The organism is Bradyrhizobium sp. SZCCT0231, from assembly GCF_018130245.1.
GTDB classification, from domain to species: domain Bacteria; phylum Pseudomonadota; class Alphaproteobacteria; order Rhizobiales; family Xanthobacteraceae; genus Bradyrhizobium; species Bradyrhizobium japonicum_F.
Genome location: NZ_JAFCKP010000001.1, coordinates 116314 through 138100 on the forward strand (window position 1 = coordinate 116314; position 21787 = coordinate 138100).

Sequence of the window (21787 nt, forward strand, 5' to 3'; positions counted from 1 at the left end):
TGGCATGGCGAGCGAGGGGTGGCTGGCCCTTTCGTCCCGACATCGGACTTGCTGATTGCCGGGGATGACCGACCGTGGCCGCTGCCTTCCTCGCGCGACGATTTGACGATGACCATGCAGGAGATTGCCATCGCGGTCCGCGATGTCGCCGCATCGGCGCTGCCGACCCCGGCCATCGTGTCGACCGCGGCGATGTCGATCTTTGCTGCGGCCCTGGTGCGAGGCTTCACCGGCTTCGGCTTTGCGCTGATGGCGGTGCCGCTGCTCGGGCTGTTCATGCCGCCGATGCAGTCGGTGCCGGTCGCCGTCTGTCTCCAGCTCTTGATCGGATTGAGCGACTTTCCGCGCGCCTCGCGCGTCTGCGACTGGCCGTCACTGCGGTGGCTGATCGTCGGCGGCGTTCTCGGCTCGCCGGTCGGCGCGCTGGTCCTGAGCGTCGTCTCCGCACCGGTCGCGCGTCTTCTCATCGCGCTGATCACCGTCGGTGCAGTGGTGGTTGCGATCAATGGCGGCTTCCGCCTTGCGACCGCGCCGTCGCGGGGCCTCACGACGCTGGTTGGGCTGGGCGCCGGCCTCTTCAACGGCCTGGCGGCGATGCCGGGGCCGCCTGTCATCGTCTATTACACTTCGGGTCCGTTCAGCCGGGTTGCGGCGCGGGCATCGATGATGGTGTTCTTCCTGGTCTCGTCGATTGCCGCGCTGGTCAGCACCGCGATGCTCGGTCTGTTGGACCTGAGCACGCTCGTGCTGACCGTGCTTGGCGTGCCGATCATGCTGCTCGGCACCCGGCTCGGAGATATCGGCTTCCATCGCGGCAGCGACGCGCTGCATCGCCGCGTCTCGATCGTCAGCCTCGCCGCGGTCGCGCTCGGCAGCGCGCTCAAGGGCTTGAGCGATCTGCTCTAGCCGTTCCGCGCGAGGACCTCGCCGAGCTTGGCGATGCCCGCGGCAATCCGGTCGGTGCGGATCGACGAGAAGCCGAGACGGAAGCAATGCCGCGTGGCCTCGGGGTTCATCGCGAATACGTCGCCTGGTTCGATGACGACGCCCTCGGCGCGCGCGGCCTCCGCCAGCTTCGTCGTGTCGGTGCCCTCGGGACAGGTGATCCAGTAGCTGGTGCTGCCCGGTCCGCGCGACCAACGGCACGTCGGAAGCGCCTGCGGCAGCAGCTCGTCGAGCAGCCTGGCGCGCTCCAGCAGCACGCGGCCGACCTGCTGCAGGTGGGAGCGGTAGTGACCAAGGCCGATGAAGAGTGCCGCGACCCGCTGATTGTTCAGCGGCGGATGGCGCAACATCAGGCGGCGCAGGGCACGCAGCTCGCGGATGACCGGGGCCGGCGCGACGACGTAACCGAGCCGCAGGCCGGGTGCCAACGCCTTGGACAGGCTGCCGACATAGAGCACGCTCTGATTGCGATCGAGGCTCATCAGCGGCGGCAGCGCGCTGACCTCCGGGATCAGCTCGCTCTCGTAGTCATCCTCGATCAGGACGATGTCGCGCTCTTTCGCCACCTTCAGGATCTCCTCGCGGCGTTCGCGCGACATCGCCGCCGCGGTGGGGCACTGATGGCTCGCCGTGACATAGGCGAGCGCGCAGCGCGCGAAGGCGTCATCGGGGACGAGGCCTTCGCCATCGACGCGCAGCGGCGTCACATGCGAGGTCATCATGCCGAAGATGTTGCGCGCGTCCGGATAGCCCGGATCTTCCATGCCGACTTCCGTCGACGGCCGCACGAACAGCTTGGCGATCAGATAAAGGGCATGCTGCGCACCGATCGTGATCATGATCTCGTCGGGGCGGGCGCGGATGCCCCGGCGCGGCAGCACCTGCCGCTGCAATTGCTCGATCAGCGCGGGATCATCGCCGTCGATCATGTCGCGCGCCCAGTTGTTGATTTCGGGCACGCTCAGCGCGGCGCGCGCACTTTCGCGCCAGTCGTTGGTCGGAAACAGGCTGGGATCGAACTGGCCGAAGATGAAGGGGTAGGGATAGGTCTGCCAGTCGAGGGGTTTGACGATGTTGCGGAAGGCGGAGGGCTGCAGCGCGAAACGTTCGGTCCAGCGGCGGCTGTAGACCTCCGTGGCCGGCTGCCTCGCTTCTCCGATCTGCTTGGGCAGGCCGGCGACGAAATAGCCGCTGCGCTCGCGCGAGACCAGGAAGGTCTGGTCGACGAGCTGCTCATAGGCGATCACGATCGTATTCCGCGAGACCTTCAACAGCGCGGCGAGATCGCGGCTCGACGGCATGCGCACGCCGAGCGGCAGCCGCCCGTCCTCGATCGCGGTCACGATCATCTGGCGGATCTGCAATTGCAGGAAGCTGCCGCGCCGGTCCAGCCCCTGGAACAACGAGCCCCAGAACAGGAAGTCGTTCAGCGGAACGGCCTCTCCCGCGGCTTCGGATCGGAGCAGTGGAGCAAATTTTCCCATTGAAATCCCGGATCACGATGTTTGCGAATGCTGGAAAGTGAAGCAAAATCCGCGCCATAGTAGCATCGATGCGATGGCGGCGCATAGGCTGGCTCCATTTGTGCATGGCATCTGGCGCTGGCCTGGACCCAGCCGAGGCCCCAGGGTCTGCAGAGATGCGCTTGGGAGTTCGAGGTGAGTTCGGATACCGTCGTCTATTCAGCCCGCAAGATCGTGACCATGAACCCGTCGCGTCCCGTGGCGACGCATGTGGCCGTCCGCGATGGTCGCATCGTCGCGGTGGGCAGTGAGGTCGAGATTGCGCAATTTGCGCCGGGCGGAATGATCGACGATCGCTTCCGTGACAAGGTGTTGCTCCCCGGCTTCGTTGAAGGCCACAGCCACATCATGGAGGGGATGATGTGGTCGCTGCCTTATGTCGGCGCCTTCGACCGCCGCTCGCCCGAAGGAAAAGTCGTTTCGGGCGTCCGCGACGTGGATGCGATCGTCGCGCGGCTGCGCGAGTCGGAGTCGAAGATGTCCGATCCAAAGGCGCCGTTGTTCGCCTGGGGCTTCGATCCGCTTCACATCGGCAGTTATATGCTGACCCGGCAGGATCTCGATCGCGTGTCGACCACGCGCCCGGTCATGGTGATCCATGCGAGCTTCCACATCAGCAACGTCAACACGCTCGTGCTCGAGCGCGCCGAGCTGCTTCGCGCGACCGATATTTCCGGCGTCGTCGCTGGCACCGACGGACTGGCGAGCGGCGTATTGCAGGGCATTGCGGCGCGCTTTCGCGTGTTCCGCGTGCTCGGCAACCCGCTCTCCTCCGGAATCACGCTTGACGACGTGACGCGCTACGCGGCGTCCGCCTGCGTGCAGGGCGTGACCACGATCACCGATCTGCACAACGATCTGACCGATCCCACCATCGAGCTCTATGCGACGGCGACGCGCTCACCCGATTTCGGCGTGCGGCTGGTGCCGGCGCTCGCATCGGTTTCGCACACGCCGGAGCAGGCGATCGCGAAGATCGCAGCGCTCCGCGACGGCGGCAATGACAAGCTCCACTACGGCATCGTCAAGCTGGTCGTCGACGGCTCGATCCAGGGCTTCACGGCGCGATTGCGCTGGCCCGGTTATCACAATGGTGCGGCGAACGGCCTCTGGTACATCGCGCCGGAGGAGCTGCCGCGGCTGGTCGATCTCTATCACAGGGCCGGCATTCAGCTTCACATCCACACCAATGGCGACGAGGCCACCGAGCTCGCGCTCGATGCGGTCGAGAAGGCGCAGGTCGCGACGCCACGGCCGGATCATCGCCATACGCTGCAGCACTGCCAGATGGCCGATGCTGCCCAGTTTCGGCGCATGAAGGCGCTGGGCGTCTGCGTCAACCTGTTCGCCAACCATGTGTTCTACTGGGGCGATGCCCACTATGCGCTGACGATGGGACCGGAGCGGGCCGGGCATCTCGACGCGACCGGCACTGCGCTGCGGATCGGCGTGCCGTTCTCGATCCATTCCGATGCGCCGGTGACACCGCTGTCGCCGCTGTTCACCGCCTGGTGCGCGGTCAACCGCCTCTCGTCCTCCGGCCGCAAGCTCGGCCACGAGACCGAAGCCTTGAGCGTCGAGCAGGCGCTCGCCGCGATCACGATCGGTGCTGCCTATACGCTCAAGCTCGACGATCTGGTCGGCAGCATCGAGTGCGGCAAGTACGCCGATTTCGCCGTGCTCGAGGACGACCCGCTCGCTATCGCGCCGGAGGCGCTGAAGGACGTCCCGGTCTGGGGCACCGTCGTCGGCGGCCAGGTCAGGAAGGCGCCGCGCGCATGACGCAGTCAGCGCCCATCCCCCTGACGGTGATTGGCGGGTTTCTCGGCGCCGGCAAGACGACACTGCTCAATCGTCTTCTGGCCAGCGGGCACACGCGCTGCGCGGTGCTCGTGAACGATTTCGGCGAGGTCAACATCGACGCCGCGCTGATCAAAAGTCACGACGGCGCCACCATGTCGCTCACCAACGGCTGCGTCTGCTGCAGCATCGGGTCGGGATTTCTCGACACGCTAGGCCGGCTGCTTGACGAGACCGGACGGTTCGACCGCATCGTGATCGAGGCCTCCGGCGTCGGTGACCCCTGGCGCATTGCCGAGATCGCGCTGGTCGAGCCGGCGCTCCGGCTCGATGGCGTCGTCGTTCTGGCGGATGCCAGCCGGATCGCAACGCTGATCGATGACCGGCAGGTCGGCGAGACCGTCCGCAATCAATTCGCCCGATGCGACGTTGCGTTGCTCAGCAAGCGCGATCTGGTGACCGATGCGCAGCTCGAGGCAGCGCGTGCGGCGATTCGCTTGGTTCGGCCGGATGTTCGGATCGAGTTCGTGTCGCCGGACTCCGCCCCCGACCTCGCGATGCTCGGGCGTCGGCCTGCCGTGCGCTTCCGCGCCGATCCCGTCGATGACGGGATCGATCATGAGGCCGACTTCCGGCGCTGGACCTATCGTCGCAACGGCAGCTTCGACCGCAATCGCCTCGCCGCGGCGGTGGGGGCGCTGCCGCCGCAATTGCTGCGGCTGAAGGGCGCGTGCCGGATCGACGGCGAGGTGCGGCCGCAAATCCTTCAAATGGTGTCGCGGAGCTGGACGTTGCTGCCGCCGGACGGAAGCAATGAGCAGATCGCGGACGCGATCGCCCTGGTCGGCGTCGGCACCGCCGATCTGCCGGCGGACGACGAGCTGGATGCCATCCTGGACGGCGCGCTGGTCGCGCCCCTTGCGGCATGACGGCGCTGCCGAGAATTTTGCGAACGGGTGAACGGCCCGGCATCGCCGGGCCCATGATTGAGGAAAGCGAGAGAGAGCCATGTTGATCAGACGGACTTTTGTGCTGGGAGCCCTTGGTCTTGTTGCGGCCGCCGCCGCATCGCCCTCTGCGCATGCGCAATCGGGAAACGGCAGCACGCTCGTCATCGCCACGACCCAGGTGCCGCGTCACTTCAACGGCGCGGTCCAGTCGGGCATGGCGACCGCGCTGCCGACGGCCCAGATCTTCGCAAGCCCGCTCCGCTATGACGAGAGCTGGAAGCCGCAACCCTATCTCGCGCAATCCTGGGAGGTTGCGCCGGATGGGCGCTCGGTGACCCTGCACCTCGTCAAGGATGCGGTGTTCCACGACGGTCACCGCGTGACCTCCGAGGACGTCGCGTTCTCGATCATGGCGATCAAGGCCAACCATCCGTTCCAGACCATGTTGGCGGCGGTCGACAAGGTCGAGACGCCCGATCCGGCAACGGCGGTTATCCGCTTGACGCATCCCGCTCCGTCGCTGCTGCTGGCGATGTCGCCGGCGCTGATGCCGATTCTGCCCAAGCATATCTATGGCGACGGCCAGGATCTGAAGACGCACCCGGCCAATCTGAAGCCGATCGGCTCCGGTCCGTTCAAGCTGATCGAATACAAGCAGGGCGAGTATTATACGCTGGAGAAGTTCGACAAGTTCTTCCTCGCCGGCCGGCCCAAGCTCGACAGGATCGTCGTCCGCCTGGTGTCGGATCAGAACGCCGCGCTGGTCTCGATGGAACGTGGCGATGTCCAGGCGCTGCCATTCGTTGCCGGTGTGCGCGACGTCGACCGGCTGCAGAAGGCGCCGAACGTCACCGTCACCGACAAGGGCTTTGCCGGTATCGGCCCGCTCAATTGGCTCGCCTTCAACACCAGGAAGAAGCCGCTTGACGATCTCCGGGTGCGCCAGGCCATCGCCCATGCCGCCAATCGCGACTTCATCGTCAGCAAGCTGATGGGCGGCAAGGCCGCGCCGTCGCTCGGACCGATCGCGCCGGATTCGCCGCTCGCGGAACCTGGTGTCGAGCCGTTCAAGGTCGACTATGCCAAGTCGGCGGCGCTGCTGGACGCTGCAGGATATCCGAAAGGTGCCGACGGCTCGCGCTTTGCGCTCACCATCGACTACATCCCCGGCGGGGACGAGCAGCAGCGCAACGTCGCCGAATATCTCCGCTCGCAGTTGAAGCGCGTCGGCATCAACCTGGAGGTCCGGGCGGCACCCGACTTTCCGACCTGGGCCCAGCGCGTCTCGAACTATGATTTCGATCTGACCATGGATACCGTCTACAACTGGGGCGATCCCGTCATCGGCGTGAACCGGACCTATCTCTCATCCAATATCCGCAAGGGCATCATCTGGTCGAACACCCAGCAATACAGCAATCCGAAGGTCGACGAACTGCTGCAGGCCGCCGCGGTCGAGACTTCGCCGGAGAAGCGCAAGGCGCTCTATTCCGAATTCCAGAAGATCGTCGTGCAGGACGTGCCGATCTATTTCATCAACGTGACCCCGTACTACAATGCCTTCAGCAAAGGGCTCGGCGGGCTTCCGACCTCGATCTGGGGCATGATGGCGCCGCTCGATGAAATGTACTGGGTGACGCCGCCCAAGACCTGAGTTTCCAAGCCCTGAGTTTCCAAGACCTGAGTTTTCAAGACCTGAGCGTCCGGCCCACAGCGAGCCCAGATTGTCGAGGAGTCCCACAGCACCATGGCACTAGCCGCCCATCTGGCGAGGCAGATCGTCAACGCCGCAGCGCTTCTGCTTGCGGTGCTGGTCCTGAACTTCTGCCTGATCCATCTTGCGCCCGGCGATCCCGTGCTGGTGATCGCCGGGGAGATGGGGGGCGCGTCGGCTGATGTCATCGCGGCGCTGCGAGCCAAATACGGACTCGACCACAGTCTGACCGAGCAGCTTGCCATCTATCTGCGCAACGTCGCAGCCGGCGACTTCGGCTACTCCTATTATTTCAACGAGCCGGTGCTCGGGCTGATCCTGCAGCGCCTGCCGGCGACGCTCTATCTCGCGCTATGCGCGCTGGTGAGTGCGCTCGCGATCGGCACCTTGCTCGGTGTCGTCAGCGCGCGGCGGCCGAATGGGATGTTCAGCCACACCGTCACCGTGTTCTCGCTCGCGGGCTATGCGGCGCCGATCTTCTGGACCGGGCTCATGCTGCTGCTCCTGTTCGGCTCTGTGTGGCCGATCCTGCCCGTGGTCGGGATGGCCGATGTCGTGCATCCGAAGCGGGGCTTCGCCTATGTGCTCGATGTCGCGCAGCATCTGGTGCTGCCGTCGCTGACGCTCGGGCTGGTCTTCATCGCGCAATATAGCCGGCTCGCGCGCGTCAACATGATCGACGCGCTGTCGGCCGATTACGTGCGGACCGCGCGCGCCAAGGGACTTCCGGAATGGATCGTGATCGGCAAGCATGCGCTGCGCAACACCTTGATCCCGATCGTCACCGTCGCGGGGCATCAATTCGGCAACCTGTTTGCGGGCGCGGTGCTGGTCGAGACCGTGTTCAGCTGGCCGGGCATGGGACGGCTGGTGTTCGATTCGATCCTGCGTCGCGACTATCCGACCCTGATGGCCGTGCTGTTCTTTTCCGCGCTGATGGTGATGACCGCAAACATCCTGACCGACATCGTCTACCGCCTGATCGATCCGCGCATTCGGACGGGGCGGCGATGACGACGATGGATGCATCCACGCCGACCGTCGCCTTGCCGGTCGAGCTGCCGACGACGAGCGCGGCCTCACCCTGGCGCGCCGCGTTGCGGCAGTTCCTGAAGAGCCCATCCGGCGTGGCCGGGGCCTGCCTGCTCATCTTGATCATCGTCGGGACGCTGATCGGACCGATGCTCCATCCGGTCGACCCGCTCGATCTCGTCGGTGCGCCTTTCTCTCCGCCCGATGCGGACGCCTGGCTCGGCACCGACTATCTCGGGCGCGACGTGCTGGCCGGGCTCATCCATGGCGGCCGCGCGACGCTTGCGGTCGGTGCGGTCGCTGCCCTGATCACCATTGCGATCGGTCTCGTGGTCGGCGCATTCGGCGGCTATTTCGGCGGCGCCATCGATGCCGTGCTGGTGAAGATCACCGAGTTCTTCCAGATCCTGCCGCCGCTTCTGTTTGCCATGGTGCTCGTCACGCTGTTCGGGCCGAAGCTTTCGACCATTACGCTGTCGATCGGCGCGGTGAGCTGGACGTCGGTGGCGCGGCTGACGCGGGCCGAGTTCATGCGGCTGCGCGATCTCGATTTCGTCAAGGCCTCGCGGGCGGCCGGCGCCAGCAATGCGCATCTGATGCTGCGTGTGCTGCTGCCGAACGCCCTGCCGGCCGTGATCGTCTCGGCGACGCTCGCCATCGGCGTCGCCATTCTGTTCGAGGGCGGCCTCAGCTTTCTCGGGCTCGGCGATCCCAACGTGATGAGCTGGGGTCTCATGCTCGGACAGAACCGCAACTACATTCTCGATGCCTGGTGGGCGGTGATGTTTCCGGGGGCGGCGATCTTCATGGCGGTGCTCGCGATCAGCCTTGTCGGCGACGGGATCAACGACGCCATCAACCCGCGTCTGCGGCGGAGGTCGTGATGAGCGCGCTACTCGAGGTCGACAATCTCAATGTCAGCATGCGCAACGAAGCCGGCCGCCTGGTGCCCGTCATCGAGAATCTGTCGTTCACGGTCGCGCCGGCAACGACGCTGGCGCTGGTGGGCGAGTCCGGCTGCGGCAAGAGCATGACCGCGCTCGCCTTGATGCGGCTGCTGCCGGAGGACTTCGTCATCACCTCCGGCCGCATCCTGCTGGAGGGCAGGGATATCCTGTCCTTGTCCGCGAAGGAGATGCGCGGTCTGCGCGGCAACGGCATGTCGATGATCTTCCAGGAGCCGATGACGGCGCTCAACCCGCTGTTCACGGTCGGCGACCAGATCGGCGAGGTGCTGCGCTGGCATCGAAACCTCGGCGCTTCCGCGGTCCGGGAACAGGTCATCGCACTGTTGCGCGCGGTGCAGATTCCGGCGCCGGAACAGCGCGTCGATGCCTACCCGCATCAGCTCTCGGGAGGGATGCGCCAGCGCGTGATGATCGCAATGGCGCTTGCGGGCCGTCCGAAGCTCCTGATCGCCGACGAGCCGACCACGGCGCTCGACGTCACCGTGCAGGCGCAGATCTTCGATCTCCTGGCACAGCTCCAGCGGGAGACCGGAACGGCGATCCTGCTCATCACCCACGATCTCGGCGCGGTGGCGGAGCTCGCCGATGACGTTCTCGTGCTCTATGCCGGCCGCTGTATCGAGGCCGGGACGTCAGCGGGCATCGTGGAGCGGCCGCTTCATCCCTATACGCGGGGGCTTCTGAACTGCGTGCCGCATCTGAAGCTCGGACAGGCGCCGGAGCCGTGGTTCGATCTCGGCGAAATCCCGGGCATGGTGCCGCCGCTGGGGGCGCGCGGTGCGGATTGTGCGTTCCTGGCACGGTGTGCGCAGGCCGCCGAGATCTGCCGCTCGCGCGCACAGCCCGCACTTGAAACGATCGAAGCCGGTCACGCCGTCTCGTGCTGGCGCAAGGCGGAGATCGCGGCATGACACCCCTGCATGCGGCTCGCCCCGAGGGGGCGCCGGACTATCTGCTCGATGTCAACGATCTCGTGGTGCACTTCCCGGCCGGTCGCAAAAGCGGCAAGCGGTCCTTCGTGCATGCCGTCGACGGCGTCAGTTTCCGCGTCCGCCGCGGCACGACGTTCGGCATCGTCGGTGAAAGCGGTTCCGGCAAATCGACCACCGCGCAAGCGGTGATGCGGCTCGTCCCGGTGACGTCGGGGCAGGTCGTGTTTGGCGACAGGGATATTGCCGAGCTGACGGGCAAGCCGCTGCGCGATGTCAGGCGTCACCTGCAGATCGTGTTCCAGGACCCGTTCTCGGCCCTCAATCCGCGCCGTCGCGCCGGCGAGCAGATCCGCGAGCCGCTCGACCTGCTCGGGATCGGCACGCGCAGCGAGCGCGACGAGCGGGTGCGGAAACTGCTGGCCGAGGTCGGATTGCCGCCGCAGGCCGCGGATCTGTTTCCGCATCAGTTCTCCGGCGGCCAGCGCCAGCGGCTCTGCATCGCGCGCGCGCTCGCGCCCGAACCCGACCTGATCGTCTGCGACGAGGCGGTGTCGGCCCTCGACGTCGCGATCCAGGCGCAGATTCTCAATCTCCTGAAGCGGCTGCAGCGCGAACGCGGCTTGACCTACATCTTCATCTCGCACGATCTCGGCGTGATCCAGCAATTCTGCAATGAGGTCGCGGTCATGTATCTCGGCAAGATCGTCGAGCAGGCCCCGGCTGCGGATATCTTCACCGCGCCGCGTCATCCCTATACGTGGTCGCTGATCGCGGCTGCGGCGCCGCCCGGTGCCATGCGGGACGAATTGAAGCGTCGCTACCTGGTGAAGGGTGACCCGCCGAGCCCGGTGGATCCGCCACCAGGTTGCCGCTTTGCGCAACGGTGTCCGTCGGCCCTCGATGTGTGCCGGCAGCGCCTGCCGGCGTTGGACGTAATCGCGCCGCAGCACTATGTCGGCTGCCATCGGAGTGTTGAATTGGAGCCGGCGGTTTTTCAGGCAAGTTAGCTGATTGCATGATCCCCTGTAGTGCGATGGCCCGGTTGAACTTGCCGAGCTTCTTGGTGTCGATGTGGATCAACTCGCCGGGACGTTCTCGTTCATAGCGGCGCACCGGCTCAGCCGGCTGCAGGTCGCGTAACCGGTTCAATCCCAACCGCCGCAGGATACGGCTGACGGTCGCCGACGAGACGCCAAGTTCGGCCGCGATCTGCTCGCCAGTGTGGCGCTGCCGGGTGTGTTTCGCAATGCCCTTCCACATCTTTCGCCGGAGCGCCGTGTATTACTGGCGGCGCCGAGTGCCGCGCGCCCCCGCGAGTTGGACGCGAGTCCCGTAAGTTCTTGAGAGTCTGCCCGAATAAGCCTCCACGCCGCGATCGTCAACTCGCCGAGAGCGCGAGGTCCGGCGATCTCCGGGCGCACGCTTGTGTTGATCTGGATCAACACCGTTTCTGGGCCCGCGTGCCTTTCTTGCGGGCGACGCTTACCGAAGGTGCTGGAGTATTTCGTATGTACCGCATTGCATCGCGCGTCGTCACCCTTGCCACTATCGCCGTCGCAACGCAGGTCACGGCAAGCGCCCAAACGGCACCTCCTCATGTTCCGTTGCAGAAGACCTTTGGTGCCGCCAAGCCCGAAGATGTGCCATCACCGTTCTCTGTCGCTGCGCACAGCACGGCCGCTCCGCCGGTGCGGGGGTTCGTATTGCGACAAGACCCGTTCGATCGTGCCGATCCGAACAATCTCAAGTCCGACTGGCCGAGCCCGCCGGCACAGCCAGGGCAGTATTAGGGACGGAGACAGAGATGAACGCCGCTCTATTTTCTCTTGCGCTGCTTGCGGGCTCTTCGTTGGTGGAAATATCCGATCGTGTCCCAGAGCTCAGGATCGAAGCTCTGTGCAAGGCAACATCCGAGACGGACAAGGCAATGGGATTGGCGCTGGCGCAGAGCTTTGCCGATTGCATGCGTGATGAGACCGCGGCGCAGCAACAACTTGGCACCGTCTGGGCGACGACGAAGCCCGCCGTCCGCGACGAGTGCGAGGGCGAAGCCACAAGCGGCGGGAGCCAAAGCTACGTCGATCTACTCACCTGCATCCAGATGACTGACCTTGCAACTCCGATGTCGAGGACGGCGCTCAGAGGCGCGAGCAAGAACCGAAATAGGCAATAGAATGTCATTGTCCCGAAGGAGCAAATCCATGAGAATCACGCGCCTGCCGCTGATCGCCGGCATCTTGACTGCAATGGTGGCCTCGGGCGCGTCCGCGCAGTCGGTCAATCTCACCGGCATCTACAAATGCACCCAGATGTGTCGTGGAGATTTGCCGGCTCATGTCACCCAGAATGGGACAGAACTCAACATTCTAACCGAAGCCGGCGTCGCGTCGCGCGCGTGGCCGGATTGGTTCTATCCATCCAATCGGCTCTGGATCGATGCTTTCAACCTTGGTGCAGTCTATTCGCCAGACGGCCTGTTGATTCAGTTCGACAACGGCACGATCTGGCATCGCGACATTCCGCCGGCGCTCCCGCCTGTGCGCCGACGGTGAGGAGTATGCTCGTATCCAAGGTCCCCAACCGCTTGCTTCCCTTTGCGGCCGCATTCAGTGCAGTCCCCTCGACGCCGCCACATTCAACTGAGTGACGAAACTGAACAGGAGAACGCCATGATGACTAGGAAGAGCTTGTGGATTGCGCTCGCGGTTGTCGCCGCGATGGGCTCGATACAGTGGTCGAACGAGGATGGTCTTACATTCTCGATCGAGAGCGCGCAGGCACGCGTAGGGCGGCCCGCAACTCCGGCAAGTGTTGCGGGCGTCGCACGTCGAACCACCCGCCGTGCGGTGGTGGGTGGAGCGGCCGTCGGAGCGGCAGTTGCCGCGCCGGCGTGTGTCCGCGTGCTGGTAAATGGCGTCTGGGTCTGTCGCTAGGCGAACAAATAGCGGGAGGCGATCAAGGTTGGCGCGCCTCCCGCTGTTGACCGCCGCAAAGACGGCCTCTTCATTTGGAAATGGCTACCCAACCGGCTTGTGAAAACGGGAGCGATCCTATAATCGGTTTGGGAGCGACCGTTGAACAAATTCAATTGCATGATCCTCCTGTTTTTCATGCAGTTGCGATCGCAGGCGCGCGCTTGAAGCAATGCGACGCGTCCGCGACATCGCAGCACGTGAAAAGCCGCACCTCACGTGTGATCAGTTGGCCCATCCTCGGAAAGCAAGCTGGTTCTCCAGGCTGCTGCTCCCGCCAAGCGGGGAAGCCAAGCACGTCGCGCCTGCCACAAGGCCCGTGGATGCTCTCCGCGTTTCGCTCGCGCTGTTTCTGACATCGCTGGGCGCCATCGCCGCCGTGTGGTGGTGGTTGGGGACGCCAGTCCATCTGGTGCGCGCACCGATCGATCCAAACGACAAGGTCCAATGCATCTCATACGCTCCATTCCGCAGCCATCAGACCTCGCTTTCGCCCGCGACGCAGGTATCGCGTGAGCAGATCGCGGAAGATCTCGCCCAGCTTGCGGAAATATCCGACTGCATCCGCACCTATGCGACCGATCTGGGTCTCGACCAGATCCCCGAACTTGCATCCAAAGCGGGGCTGAAGGTCATCCAGGGTATTTTCCTCGACAAGGACCAGCAGAAGAACCGAACGCAGATCTCAACGGCGATCCGCCTCGCCAGGGAATATCCGGGGACCGTGATCGCGCTGGTGGTCGGCAACGAGACCTTGTTGCGCAAGGACATAACGGTGTCCGATCTCGCTGACACGATCCGCTCGGTCAAGGCTCAGGTCAGTGTCCCCGTGACCTATGCCGACGTCTGGGAATTCTGGCTGAGCAATCGCGAGCTCTACGACGCCGTCGATTTCGTCACGATTCACATCCTGCCATATTGGGAGAACGTGCCGATCCCGGCGGAATCGGCTGCCACGCATGCCAACGAAATACGCCGGCAGGTCGCGGCGGCCTTTCCGGGCAAGGAGATCCTGATCGGAGAGATAGGTTGGCCGAGCCAGGGACGGATGCGGGAATCGGCGTTGCCGTCGCGTATCAATCAGGCCCGGGTGGTCTCGGAGGTCCTCGACCTCGCTCGGCGCGAGAACTTCCGCGTCAACCTGTTCGAGGCCTATGACGAATCCTGGAAGCGGGAGATCGAGGGCACCGTCGGCGGATCATGGGGCCTGTTCGGAGGCGAGCAGCGGGTGCTCAAATACCCTGCCGGCATCCCCGTCAGCAACTTTCCGCTCTGGAAGCTGCAAATGGGCAGCGGAGTTGCGCTGGCGACCCTGGTCTTCGCTGCCGCGTGGCTGACCTCGCGTCGCAAGCCCGGGAGCTCTGGCCTGGCTTCATGGTTCGGGGTCGCAATATCGGCGACGACAGCCGGAATCCTGTTTGGCGTGGCCGCCCAGAAGGTATTCTTTGAAAGTGTCGGACCAGGTGGCTGGCTGCTGTGGAGCTCTCTGCTGGCGGCCGCGACGGTCTCGCCGGTGCTTGGTGCCAACGCCCTGATGTCGGGGCGTCCACCGCCGAGTTTTCAGGAGTTGCTCGGTCCGAAAGGCTATCGGACGGAATCGATGCTCGTGACCATGCACGGGCTGGCCTTGATCGTAATCGTCGTGACCGGCACGGCGACCGCGCTCGGGCTTGTGTTTGACCCGCGCTTTATCGATTTTCCTTTTGCCGCACTCACCATGGCAGCCTTACCTTTGGCGGCCATGACGCTGCTCAACCCGCCCGGCAAGGGAAGCCGTCCGGTGGCGGAGGCGCTGTTTGCGGGCGTGCTTGTCGGAGCCGCGATCTATGTGGGGGTCAACGAAGGGCCGGCGAACTGGCAGGCGATGTGGACTTGCGCCGCCTATCTCGTGCTTGCCGCGACGCTGTGGCGGGCGCGTGCCTGAGAATGGCACGACATGCAGCAGTAGCTTTCCCGCGCCGCTCCCGTCGATTGGGCAAACACGTTCTCGGCGCCGGAGCGTTTGACCTGCATCAACCGGGAGCGCAGCTCTTAACCTTTTAGCTTGGTGCTTCCGCGCCAAGCTGGAGGATCGGGCATGTCTTCGTTCGACGAGCGCGAGAATGCAGCCGAAGCCGCCGAGCGCACCGGTCGTCCTTGGCGGGAGCTGGTGCGCGGCAAGTTTACCCTGCCCGAGCTGGAGAACGGGTTGGAGGCGTTGCAGAATGGGGCGCTTGTCCAGATCGACCGCGCCGACTATGAGCGCTTGTTCGGATTGAACGATGTCGCACTTGGTCGCCTGCGCAATTTCGCCCGCAGTCACCAATGTATCGTGAGCTTCGCCGACACCGTCGTCTTGTTTCGGAAGCACATCGCGTCGGTCGAAGAGAGGCTCGATCCGCAACAATAGCCCGGCTCGAAGGACTGCATTCCGGTTCGCGTCAGTAGACGAAAGCCGGAGTTTCGAGCAGGTGGTCGTTCACCATGACGACGCCCGGAATAGCCTTTGCCGCTACCCGGATGGCTGTGCGTTCGGCCGCAGATGGCGCGAAGCCCCAGATGTCGACCACACCGTTCTGGACGGTCGCGTTCAGGTTGAACGTGTGTGCCCAAGGCTGCTTCCTGATCTCTTCAAGGAATTTCTTCCTGATGATCGAATCGGGAAGTGAAATCTCCAGCTTCGGCCTGGCGCTCGCGACGGCCTGCAGCAGGTTGGCGCGGCTGACGATCCCGACGAGCTGACCCTGCTTGTTGACGATCGGCACGCGCTTGATCTGGTGCTTTTCGAGCAGCATGGCGATATCGTTCAGGGGCGTTTCGGGGGTGGCAGTCACGACCTCGCGGGTCATGATGTCCTCGACCTTGACCGCATGCGACTTGACGTAGTCGGCCGCCATTTGCGCGTCGCCGATCAAGAGGCGAAGCCACCAGGCATAGGCGCGCTCGGTGCCGGATTCGGTACGGTGCATCAGGTCGCCTTCGGTCACGATCCCGAGAATGTTGTTGTCGGCATCGACGACCGGCACCGCGCTGATGTGGCGCTCGAGCAGGATCTTAGCGACTTGGCGAACGGTTGCATTTGGGCCGACGGTCACCACCGGTGAGATCATCACGTCCTGGGCTTGCATGGCGGACCTCCGTGCTGGTTTGCGGCATCTTGCCGCCCTTCCGGGCCAGCGGGATTGATCGGGATCAAGGAGCACCTGAACTAAGAGGGCAACTGAAGCGCGCATCGGCGCGATGGGAGCGGCTGGACCGCTTGATTTGCGTCAACGGGACGGCTGGGAAACGCGAGATAAGGATTACCGTTCGAGCAATGGAGCAGTGACATGTCTCTTGCCAGCGTCATGGTTTACGTCGATTCCGAGCAGCAGGACGAAGGGCAGATTGCCGTCGCCGAGGCCGTCGCAAACGACTTTGGCGCGGCCTTGCTTGGCGTCTCGGCCATCGCAACGGAGCCCCCGTTCGTCGCCGAAGGCGTGATCATCGAGCAGACGACCGCGGACGATCTCAGGCGCATACGCGGGGCGCTGTCGGCCAAGGAGGTGTGGTTCAGGCGCATTGTTCGCCTGCCGAGCGAAAAGGTGGAGTGGCGCTGGACGATCGGCTTTCCGACCGACTTCCTGGTCGAGCAGTCCAGGGCGGCGGATCTTGTCGTGGTGAGGCGCAGCCAGCTGAAGCCCAATTACTCTCACTACCTCGATGCGGCGGGAGCCATGTTACGGGTGGGTCGTCCGATCCTCTCGGTGCCGGACGGCGTCACACGATTGTCGGGCGATCGGATCGTGGTCGGCTGGAAGGACGCCCGGGAGGCGCGCTTGGCTGTTCGGGACGCGCTGCCGTTTCTGACCCGCGCTTCGCAGGTCACGATCGCCGAAATCTGCACGTCGAACGAGCAGGATGCGGCGCGAGACCGGTTGCGGGACGTGGCCAGATATCTTCAGCGGCACGGCGTGAGCTGCCAGCACGAGGTGCGTGTGCATACGACGGAACCGGATGCGGGCTACCTCGTCCGGCTGGCCGCCGATGTCGGTGCCGACCTCATCGTGACCGGGGGATATGGACACAGCCGGTTGGGAGAATGGGTTTTCGGCGGCATGACGCAGAGCCTTCTGCAGCACGCTCCGGTCTGCCTGTTGATGTCGCACTGACCTCAACGCCATAGGAGAGTGTGCAATGGACAAGGATGCTCAAGCGGCGAAGAAGAGCGTCGCGGAGCGAAAGGCGGAGGTGCCCGTACCTGATCGCGACGCGCCGGTCGATGCGCCGGTTCCGGAGACCGGGCCGGCCGATCGCGCGATCAAGGATGCCCTTGAGGACGATGAGGTGCGCGAGGCACTTGGCCTGCATCGCGGGGACAAGCGCTCCTAGCTCAGCCCGCGGCCCGCAGGCTTCCACCGCTGTCGCGCTCCGCGGTGCGGACGATCTCGATGGTCCGCAATACGCTCGACGGATTCACGCTGATCGAGTCGATCTCGAGCTCTGCCAGATACTTCGCGATCTCCGGATAGTTGGCGGGAGCCTCGCCACAGATCCCGACGTGGCGGCGGTTGCGTTTGGCGCCCAGCACGGCCATTGACAGCATTTGCAGCATGCCGGGATCGCGCTCGTCGAAGTCGAAGGCGACGATCTCGGAGTCCCGGTCGACGCCGAGCGTGAGCTGGGTGAGATCATTGGAGCCGATGGAGAATCCGTCGAACAATTGCGCGAACTGGTCGATCAGGATGACGTTGTTCGGGATCTCGCACATCATGAATATTTCAAGGCCGTTCTCGCCTCGCTTGAGGCCAAGGCTTGCCATGGCTGCAATGACCTTGCGCGCTTCCTCGACACGCCGGCAAAACGGAATCATGATCTTGAGATTGGTGAGGCCCATGGTCTCGCGCACCCGCTTCATTGCCGCGCATTCCAGCGCAAAACCCTGCGCATAGGCGGGGTGCGCGTAGCGCGCGGCGCCCCGAAAGCCGAGCATCGGGTTCTCCTCGCGAGGCTCGAAATCGGCGCCGCCGAGAAGGTTCGCATATTCATTGGTCTTGAAATCGGAGAGGCGCACGATCACCGGCCGGGGATGGAACGCCGCGGCGATGGTGCCGACGCCCTCCGAAAGTCGTTCGACAAAGAACTCGGACGGCTGCTTGTGGCGTGCGGTCAGGAGCTTGATCTTCCGCCGGTCCCGCACTGAGGTGACCTTGTCGGGGCAGGCCAGCGCCATCGGATGGACTCCGATATGCTGGTTGATGATGAATTCCATACGGGCAAGGCCGACGCCATCGCTCGGCAGGGATGCGGTCTTGAACGCGACCTCGGGATTGCCGAGGTTCACCATGATCTCGGTGCGCGGCTTCTGAACGCTTTCAGCCGCGGTCCGTTCGACCTCATATGGCAGGGTCCCCTCGAACACGTGACCGATGTCACCTTCCGCGCAGGACACCGTCACGGCGGCGCCCGTCTTCGCTCTCTTGCTGAAACCGCCTGTCCCGACCACTGCAGGCACCCCGAGCTCGCGTGCGATGATGGCGGCATGGCAGGTCCGGCCGCCATGATCGGTCACGATCGCGGCGGCGAGTTTCATGACGGGCTCCCAGTCCGGGCGCGTCGCCGTCGCGACAAGCACCTCGCCTGGACGGAATTTCCGGAGCTCCCGCTCGTTCCTGATCAGTCGGATGCGTCCTGCCGCGATCTTTTCGCCGACGGCGCGGCCTTCGGCCAGCGCCGTGCCGGTCGCTTTCAGGACATAGCTCTCGAGCGCCTCCGGCTTGCGGCGGGAGGCGACCGTCTCGGGCCGGGCCTGGATGATGTAGAGCGAACCGTCCCTGCCGTCCTTGGCCCATTCCACATCCATCGGCGTCGGCTTGCCCGATTTTTGCGAGTAATGCCTCTCGACGAGCAGCGCGCATTCGGCCAGCGTCAGGACTTCGTCGTCATTGATGCAGAATTGCTGGCGCGCGCGCGCCGGCGTTGTCACGTTCCGCGTTGTATTGTGCCCGCGGCCGTAGACCATCCGCTTCGCCTTGGATCCCAGGCGGCGCGACAGAACCGCCCGGAAACCGGCATTGAAGGTCGGTTTGTGAACGTAGAATTCATCGGGATCGACGACGCCCTGCACGATATTTTCGCCGAGCCCGTAGACGCCGGTCACGAATACGACATCGCGAAACCCGGTCTCGGTATCGAGCGTGAAGGTGACGCCGCTTGCCGCGAGATCCGAGCGGACCATCTTCATGACCGCAACCGACAGCGCGACCTTGAAATGATCGAAGCCATTGTCGATCCGATAGGAGATCGCACGATCGGTGAACAATGAAGCAAAGCAGCGGCGGCAGGCCTCCATCAGCCCGCCCGCACCCCGGATGTTGAGAAAACTGTCGTGCTGACCGGCAAAACTTGCGGTCGGCAGGTCTTCGGCCGTGGCGGAGCTACGGACCGCGACCGCGACGTTTCGTCCGTATTCCTGCTCCAGCTGCCGATATGCCTGTGTGACCTGATGGCGCAGATCCTCCCGGTCGGTCGCCGCATAGACGATCGCGCGCGCGGCGGCGGCGCGACGGGCAAGATCGGCGATCCGCCGCTTGTCGATGCCGGCGAGAAGAGGACCGAGCCTGTCCCACGCGCCAGCTTCGGTCAGGGCGTCCCGATAGGACGCCGCGGTCAGCGCAAATCCGTTGGGGACCCTGACGCCCTCCGGTGTCAGCGCCGAATACAATTCGCCCAGGGATGCGGTCTTGCCCCCGACCAGCGGCACGTCGGCAAGACGTATGTCCCTGAACCAGCGAATGTAGCTTGACGCGTCCATCGCGCATTCTCCCGCGCTGCAAAATGGGTCCGTACGTTGATAATTTTCCCGCATCTGCGCACCACCGGCTTGCGAAAGATCAAGTGCGCAGCACGTGCCCGCTTTAGCTGTGAACATTGATGACGGAACCAGAACAGAACGGCTCTTCGCGAACGAGGTCGCGATTTTGGCAGAGCGCCTCCGGCTTCTGGCGGGGCGCGACGGCCTGGCGCGTGTGGGCGCTATGCGCGCTCCTGGTGATCGTCGTCGTCCTCCAGCTCTACGTGCAATTTCGCTTCAACTACTGGAATCGCGACTTCTTCGATGCGCTGGAGAGCCGCGATCCTGCGCGGCTGAGGGGGCAGGCGCTCCTGCTTGTCCCATTGTGCGTCGGCAGCATCGCGCTGGCCGTCACGTCGGTCTGGGGCCGCATGACCGTGCAAAGACGATGGCGGGACTGGCTGACCGGCAAGGTGATCGACTATTGGGTCGAAGACGACCGTTACGCCCGCCTCGCGGCCGTGCAGAGCGAGCAGCAGATTCCCGAATACCGGATCGCCGAGGACGTCCGGATTGCAACGGATGCGCCGATCGACCTTGCGCTCGGACTGGTTTCCGCGCTGCTCAGCGCTGTGATCTTCATTCAGATTCTCTGGACGGTCGGTGGCGACATCGCGCTGCCTGTGGGAGATCATTCCTTCCGGATCCCGGGCTACCTCGTCGTCGGCGTGGCGCTCTATTCCGGCATCGTGACGACCGCGATGATGACGGTCGGGGCGCCGCTGACCCGGCTGGTTCAGATCAAGAACCAGGCCGAGGCGGAGCTGATCACGGCCGCACACGAGCTCCGCGATATCGGGGAGGGTGTCGCCCCGCAAGGGCAGCGGCCGGAAGTCTGCCGCGACCTTCGCAGCGCTCTCAGGGCCGCCATCGATCAGTGGCGCCGCCTGTGCTGGCAACTGATGCAGACGACGATCGTGTCGCACGGCAACTCGCTTCTAGCGCCGATCATCGGGCTGGTGCTCTGCGCGCCGAAATTTCTCTCCGGGGCCATGACACTGGGCGAGCTCACGCAAGCCGCGGCGGCTTTCACGCTGGTGCAGGCCTCGTTCAACTGGGTTGTCGACAATTATGGGCGCATTGCCGATTGGATGTCGTCGCTGGAACGGGTCGGCGGCCTCCTGCTGTCGCTCGACCGTCTCAACCGGGCAACGCCACCGCAGCAGGCGGAGGCCCTGAGCCTGCCGGCCGGCTCGGTCAAATTGCCGTAGAGAGCACCACCTGTTCGGCCAGACGCTTGATGTCGTCAGGCCGGCAAAGTTCTGTGCCGGGATTGAGCAGCGCCGCGGCGCCGGCGGCGACGGCCTGTCGAAAGCAGTGCTCGAGGCTGGCTCCGGATGCCAGCCCGTGGACCAGGGCGCCGAGAAAACTGTCGCCTGCGCCAACGGCGCCGACGGGCGCAATCGCGAGAGGTTTGGCGCGCAGCACCCGGTCGCTCGTCACCAGCGCGGCGCCGAGATGGCCCATCGTAAGAGCGACCGCCGCCGCCTTGCCGCTGCGCACCAGCGTTCCGGCAGCAGCTTCCCATTCGGCGGCATCAGACGATTCGCGGCCGACCAGCTCGCGCATCTCCCGCAGGTTCGGCTTGACCAGTTCGACGCCTTCCGCCACCGCAGCAACAAGGGCCTGTCCGGAGGTGTCGAGGATCATCTTGGCTCCGCGCTGTTTGACGATCCTTGCCACCCTTGCATAGAAATCGTCGGGCACCCCGGCCGGCAGGCTTCCGCTGGCAACGACGAAGCCGGGAAACGGCTGCAGCGCCGCCAGCATTGCAAGGCATTTCTGCCATTCGTTCTCGGCCAGAGGCGGCCCTGGCAAGATGAAGCGATAGGGCTGGCCCGTGCTGATCTCGCGGACGAAGAAGTCTTGTCGGGTCTCGCCCGCGATCGGAAAGGTCAGGCTTTCGACGCCCTCCCTGTCCAGCAATTGGCGCAGCAGGTCTCCTGTAAGGCCGCCCACCGGATAGAGCGCGGCGGCATTGCCGCCGAGGCGCCTGACCACGCGCGCAACGTTGATGCCGCCGCCGCCGGGGTCGCGGCGCTGCCCGACGCCGCGCAGCTTGGCGACAGGAACGATCCTGTCCACCGATGTCGACACGTCGACCGCCGGATTGGGCGTGATCGTGAGGATCCCGGTCATC

General features: G+C 64.6%; 21 protein-coding genes and 1 pseudogene. 17 read left to right on the forward strand and 5 right to left on the reverse strand.

Features of this window, described 5'->3' with window-relative positions; translation table 11 throughout:
• Positions 1-108: 108 nt before the first annotated feature.
• Entirely contained in the window at positions 109-906 is a 798-nt protein-coding gene (locus JQ566_RS00590; protein WP_249139149.1) for a sulfite exporter TauE/SafE family protein, read from the forward strand.
• Here the strand turns inward: JQ566_RS00590 and pdxR are convergent.
• Entirely contained in the window at positions 903-2429 is a 1527-nt protein-coding gene (gene pdxR / locus JQ566_RS00595) for a MocR-like pyridoxine biosynthesis transcription factor PdxR (RefSeq protein WP_212367955.1), read from the reverse strand. The genes JQ566_RS00590 and pdxR overlap by 4 nt on opposite strands.
• Positions 2430-2603: 174 nt before the next feature.
• On the opposite strand from pdxR, the gene JQ566_RS00600 reads away from it, so the two are divergent.
• The 7 genes from JQ566_RS00600 to JQ566_RS00630 all read left to right on the forward strand — a co-directional run bounded on the left by JQ566_RS00600 (position 2604) and on the right by JQ566_RS00630 (position 10871).
• The gene (locus tag JQ566_RS00600) at positions 2604-4250 is read left to right on the forward strand and encodes an amidohydrolase (RefSeq protein WP_212367957.1); all 1647 of its coding nucleotides are present in this window, start codon (positions 2604-2606) and stop codon (positions 4248-4250) included.
• Positions 4247-5197, forward strand: a complete 951-nt coding sequence (locus tag JQ566_RS00605) for a CobW family GTP-binding protein (protein ID WP_212367960.1) — start codon at positions 4247-4249, stop codon at positions 5195-5197. Before JQ566_RS00600 ends, JQ566_RS00605 begins: the two co-directional genes overlap by 4 nt.
• Positions 5198-5276: 79 nt before the next feature.
• Positions 5277-6872, forward strand: coding sequence for an ABC transporter substrate-binding protein (locus JQ566_RS00610; RefSeq protein ID WP_212367963.1), 1596 nt, complete (start codon positions 5277-5279; stop codon positions 6870-6872).
• Between the two features lie 93 nt (positions 6873-6965).
• Positions 6966-7946: an ABC transporter permease gene (locus JQ566_RS00615; protein ID WP_212367979.1), complete on the forward strand. Its 981-nt coding sequence runs from the start codon at positions 6966-6968 to the stop codon at positions 7944-7946.
• Between the two features lie 5 nt (positions 7947-7951).
• Positions 7952-8848: an ABC transporter permease gene (locus JQ566_RS00620; RefSeq protein ID WP_249139224.1), complete on the forward strand. Its 897-nt coding sequence runs from the start codon at positions 7952-7954 to the stop codon at positions 8846-8848.
• Positions 8848-9843, forward strand: coding sequence for an ABC transporter ATP-binding protein (locus JQ566_RS00625; RefSeq protein ID WP_212367985.1), 996 nt, complete (start codon positions 8848-8850; stop codon positions 9841-9843). Before JQ566_RS00620 ends, JQ566_RS00625 begins: the two co-directional genes overlap by 1 nt.
• Complete coding sequence (locus JQ566_RS00630) at positions 9840-10871, forward strand: ABC transporter ATP-binding protein (protein ID WP_212367991.1); 1032 nt, start codon at positions 9840-9842, stop codon at positions 10869-10871. Before JQ566_RS00625 ends, JQ566_RS00630 begins: the two co-directional genes overlap by 4 nt.
• A 31-nt stretch (positions 10872-10902) precedes the next feature.
• Here JQ566_RS00630 and JQ566_RS00635 read toward each other — a convergent pair.
• Positions 10903-11097 (reverse strand): annotated as a pseudogene (locus JQ566_RS00635) (helix-turn-helix domain-containing protein); the annotation flags it as partial.
• A gap of 275 nt (positions 11098-11372) precedes the next feature.
• Between JQ566_RS00635 and JQ566_RS00640 the strand changes: the two are divergent.
• From JQ566_RS00640 to JQ566_RS34435, 6 genes are all read left to right on the forward strand, one after another.
• Complete coding sequence (locus JQ566_RS00640; protein WP_212367997.1) at positions 11373-11654, forward strand: hypothetical protein; 282 nt, start codon at positions 11373-11375, stop codon at positions 11652-11654.
• A gap of 14 nt (positions 11655-11668) precedes the next feature.
• Positions 11669-12037: a hypothetical protein gene (locus JQ566_RS00645; RefSeq protein ID WP_212368002.1), complete on the forward strand. Its 369-nt coding sequence runs from the start codon at positions 11669-11671 to the stop codon at positions 12035-12037.
• 28 nt (positions 12038-12065) lie between these two features.
• Positions 12066-12416: a hypothetical protein gene (locus JQ566_RS00650; RefSeq protein ID WP_212368006.1), complete on the forward strand. Its 351-nt coding sequence runs from the start codon at positions 12066-12068 to the stop codon at positions 12414-12416.
• A 117-nt stretch (positions 12417-12533) separates the two neighbouring features.
• Positions 12534-12797 carry a hypothetical protein gene (locus JQ566_RS34430; RefSeq protein WP_434057801.1) on the forward strand — a complete coding sequence of 88 codons (264 nt, stop codon included), beginning with the start codon at positions 12534-12536 and terminating at the stop codon, positions 12795-12797.
• Between the two features lie 358 nt (positions 12798-13155).
• Complete coding sequence (locus JQ566_RS00655; RefSeq protein ID WP_212368008.1) at positions 13156-14760, forward strand: glycoside hydrolase family 17 protein; 1605 nt, start codon at positions 13156-13158, stop codon at positions 14758-14760.
• Positions 14761-14913: 153 nt separating this feature from the next.
• On the forward strand, positions 14914-15225 hold the full coding sequence (locus JQ566_RS34435; protein WP_249139150.1) for a hypothetical protein: 312 nt from the start codon (positions 14914-14916) through the stop codon (positions 15223-15225).
• Positions 15226-15256: 31 nt separating this feature from the next.
• Here the strand turns inward: JQ566_RS34435 and JQ566_RS00665 are convergent, their stop codons facing one another.
• Entirely contained in the window at positions 15257-15943 is a 687-nt protein-coding gene (locus tag JQ566_RS00665) for a CBS domain-containing protein (RefSeq protein ID WP_212368011.1), read from the reverse strand.
• 201 nt (positions 15944-16144) lie between these two features.
• Here JQ566_RS00665 and JQ566_RS00670 point away from each other — a divergent pair, with 201 nt between their 5' ends.
• Together JQ566_RS00670 and JQ566_RS00675 are read left to right on the forward strand one after the other, a co-directional pair.
• Complete coding sequence (locus JQ566_RS00670) at positions 16145-16966, forward strand: universal stress protein (protein ID WP_212368014.1); 822 nt, start codon at positions 16145-16147, stop codon at positions 16964-16966.
• Positions 16967-16991: 25 nt separating this feature from the next.
• A complete protein-coding gene (locus JQ566_RS00675) occupies positions 16992-17186 on the forward strand; it encodes a hypothetical protein (protein WP_212368017.1) in 195 nt (64 codons plus the stop codon).
• 1 nt (position 17187) lies between these two features.
• On the opposite strand, the gene ppsA is transcribed toward JQ566_RS00675, so the two are convergent.
• Positions 17188-19608, reverse strand: a complete 2421-nt coding sequence (ppsA, locus tag JQ566_RS00680; RefSeq protein WP_212368020.1) for a phosphoenolpyruvate synthase — start codon at positions 19606-19608, stop codon at positions 17188-17190.
• A 119-nt stretch (positions 19609-19727) separates the two neighbouring features.
• Here ppsA and JQ566_RS00685 point away from each other — a divergent pair, with 119 nt between their 5' ends.
• Positions 19728-20858 carry an SbmA/BacA-like family transporter gene (locus JQ566_RS00685; RefSeq protein ID WP_212368023.1) on the forward strand — a complete coding sequence of 377 codons (1131 nt, stop codon included), beginning with the start codon at positions 19728-19730 and terminating at the stop codon, positions 20856-20858.
• On the opposite strand, the gene JQ566_RS00690 is transcribed toward JQ566_RS00685, so the two are convergent.
• Positions 20845-21786, reverse strand: coding sequence for a 1-phosphofructokinase family hexose kinase (locus JQ566_RS00690; RefSeq protein WP_212368026.1), 942 nt, complete (start codon positions 21784-21786; stop codon positions 20845-20847). The two genes, JQ566_RS00685 and JQ566_RS00690, sit on opposite strands and share 14 nt — an antisense overlap.
• Between the last annotated feature and the right edge of the window lies 1 nt (position 21787).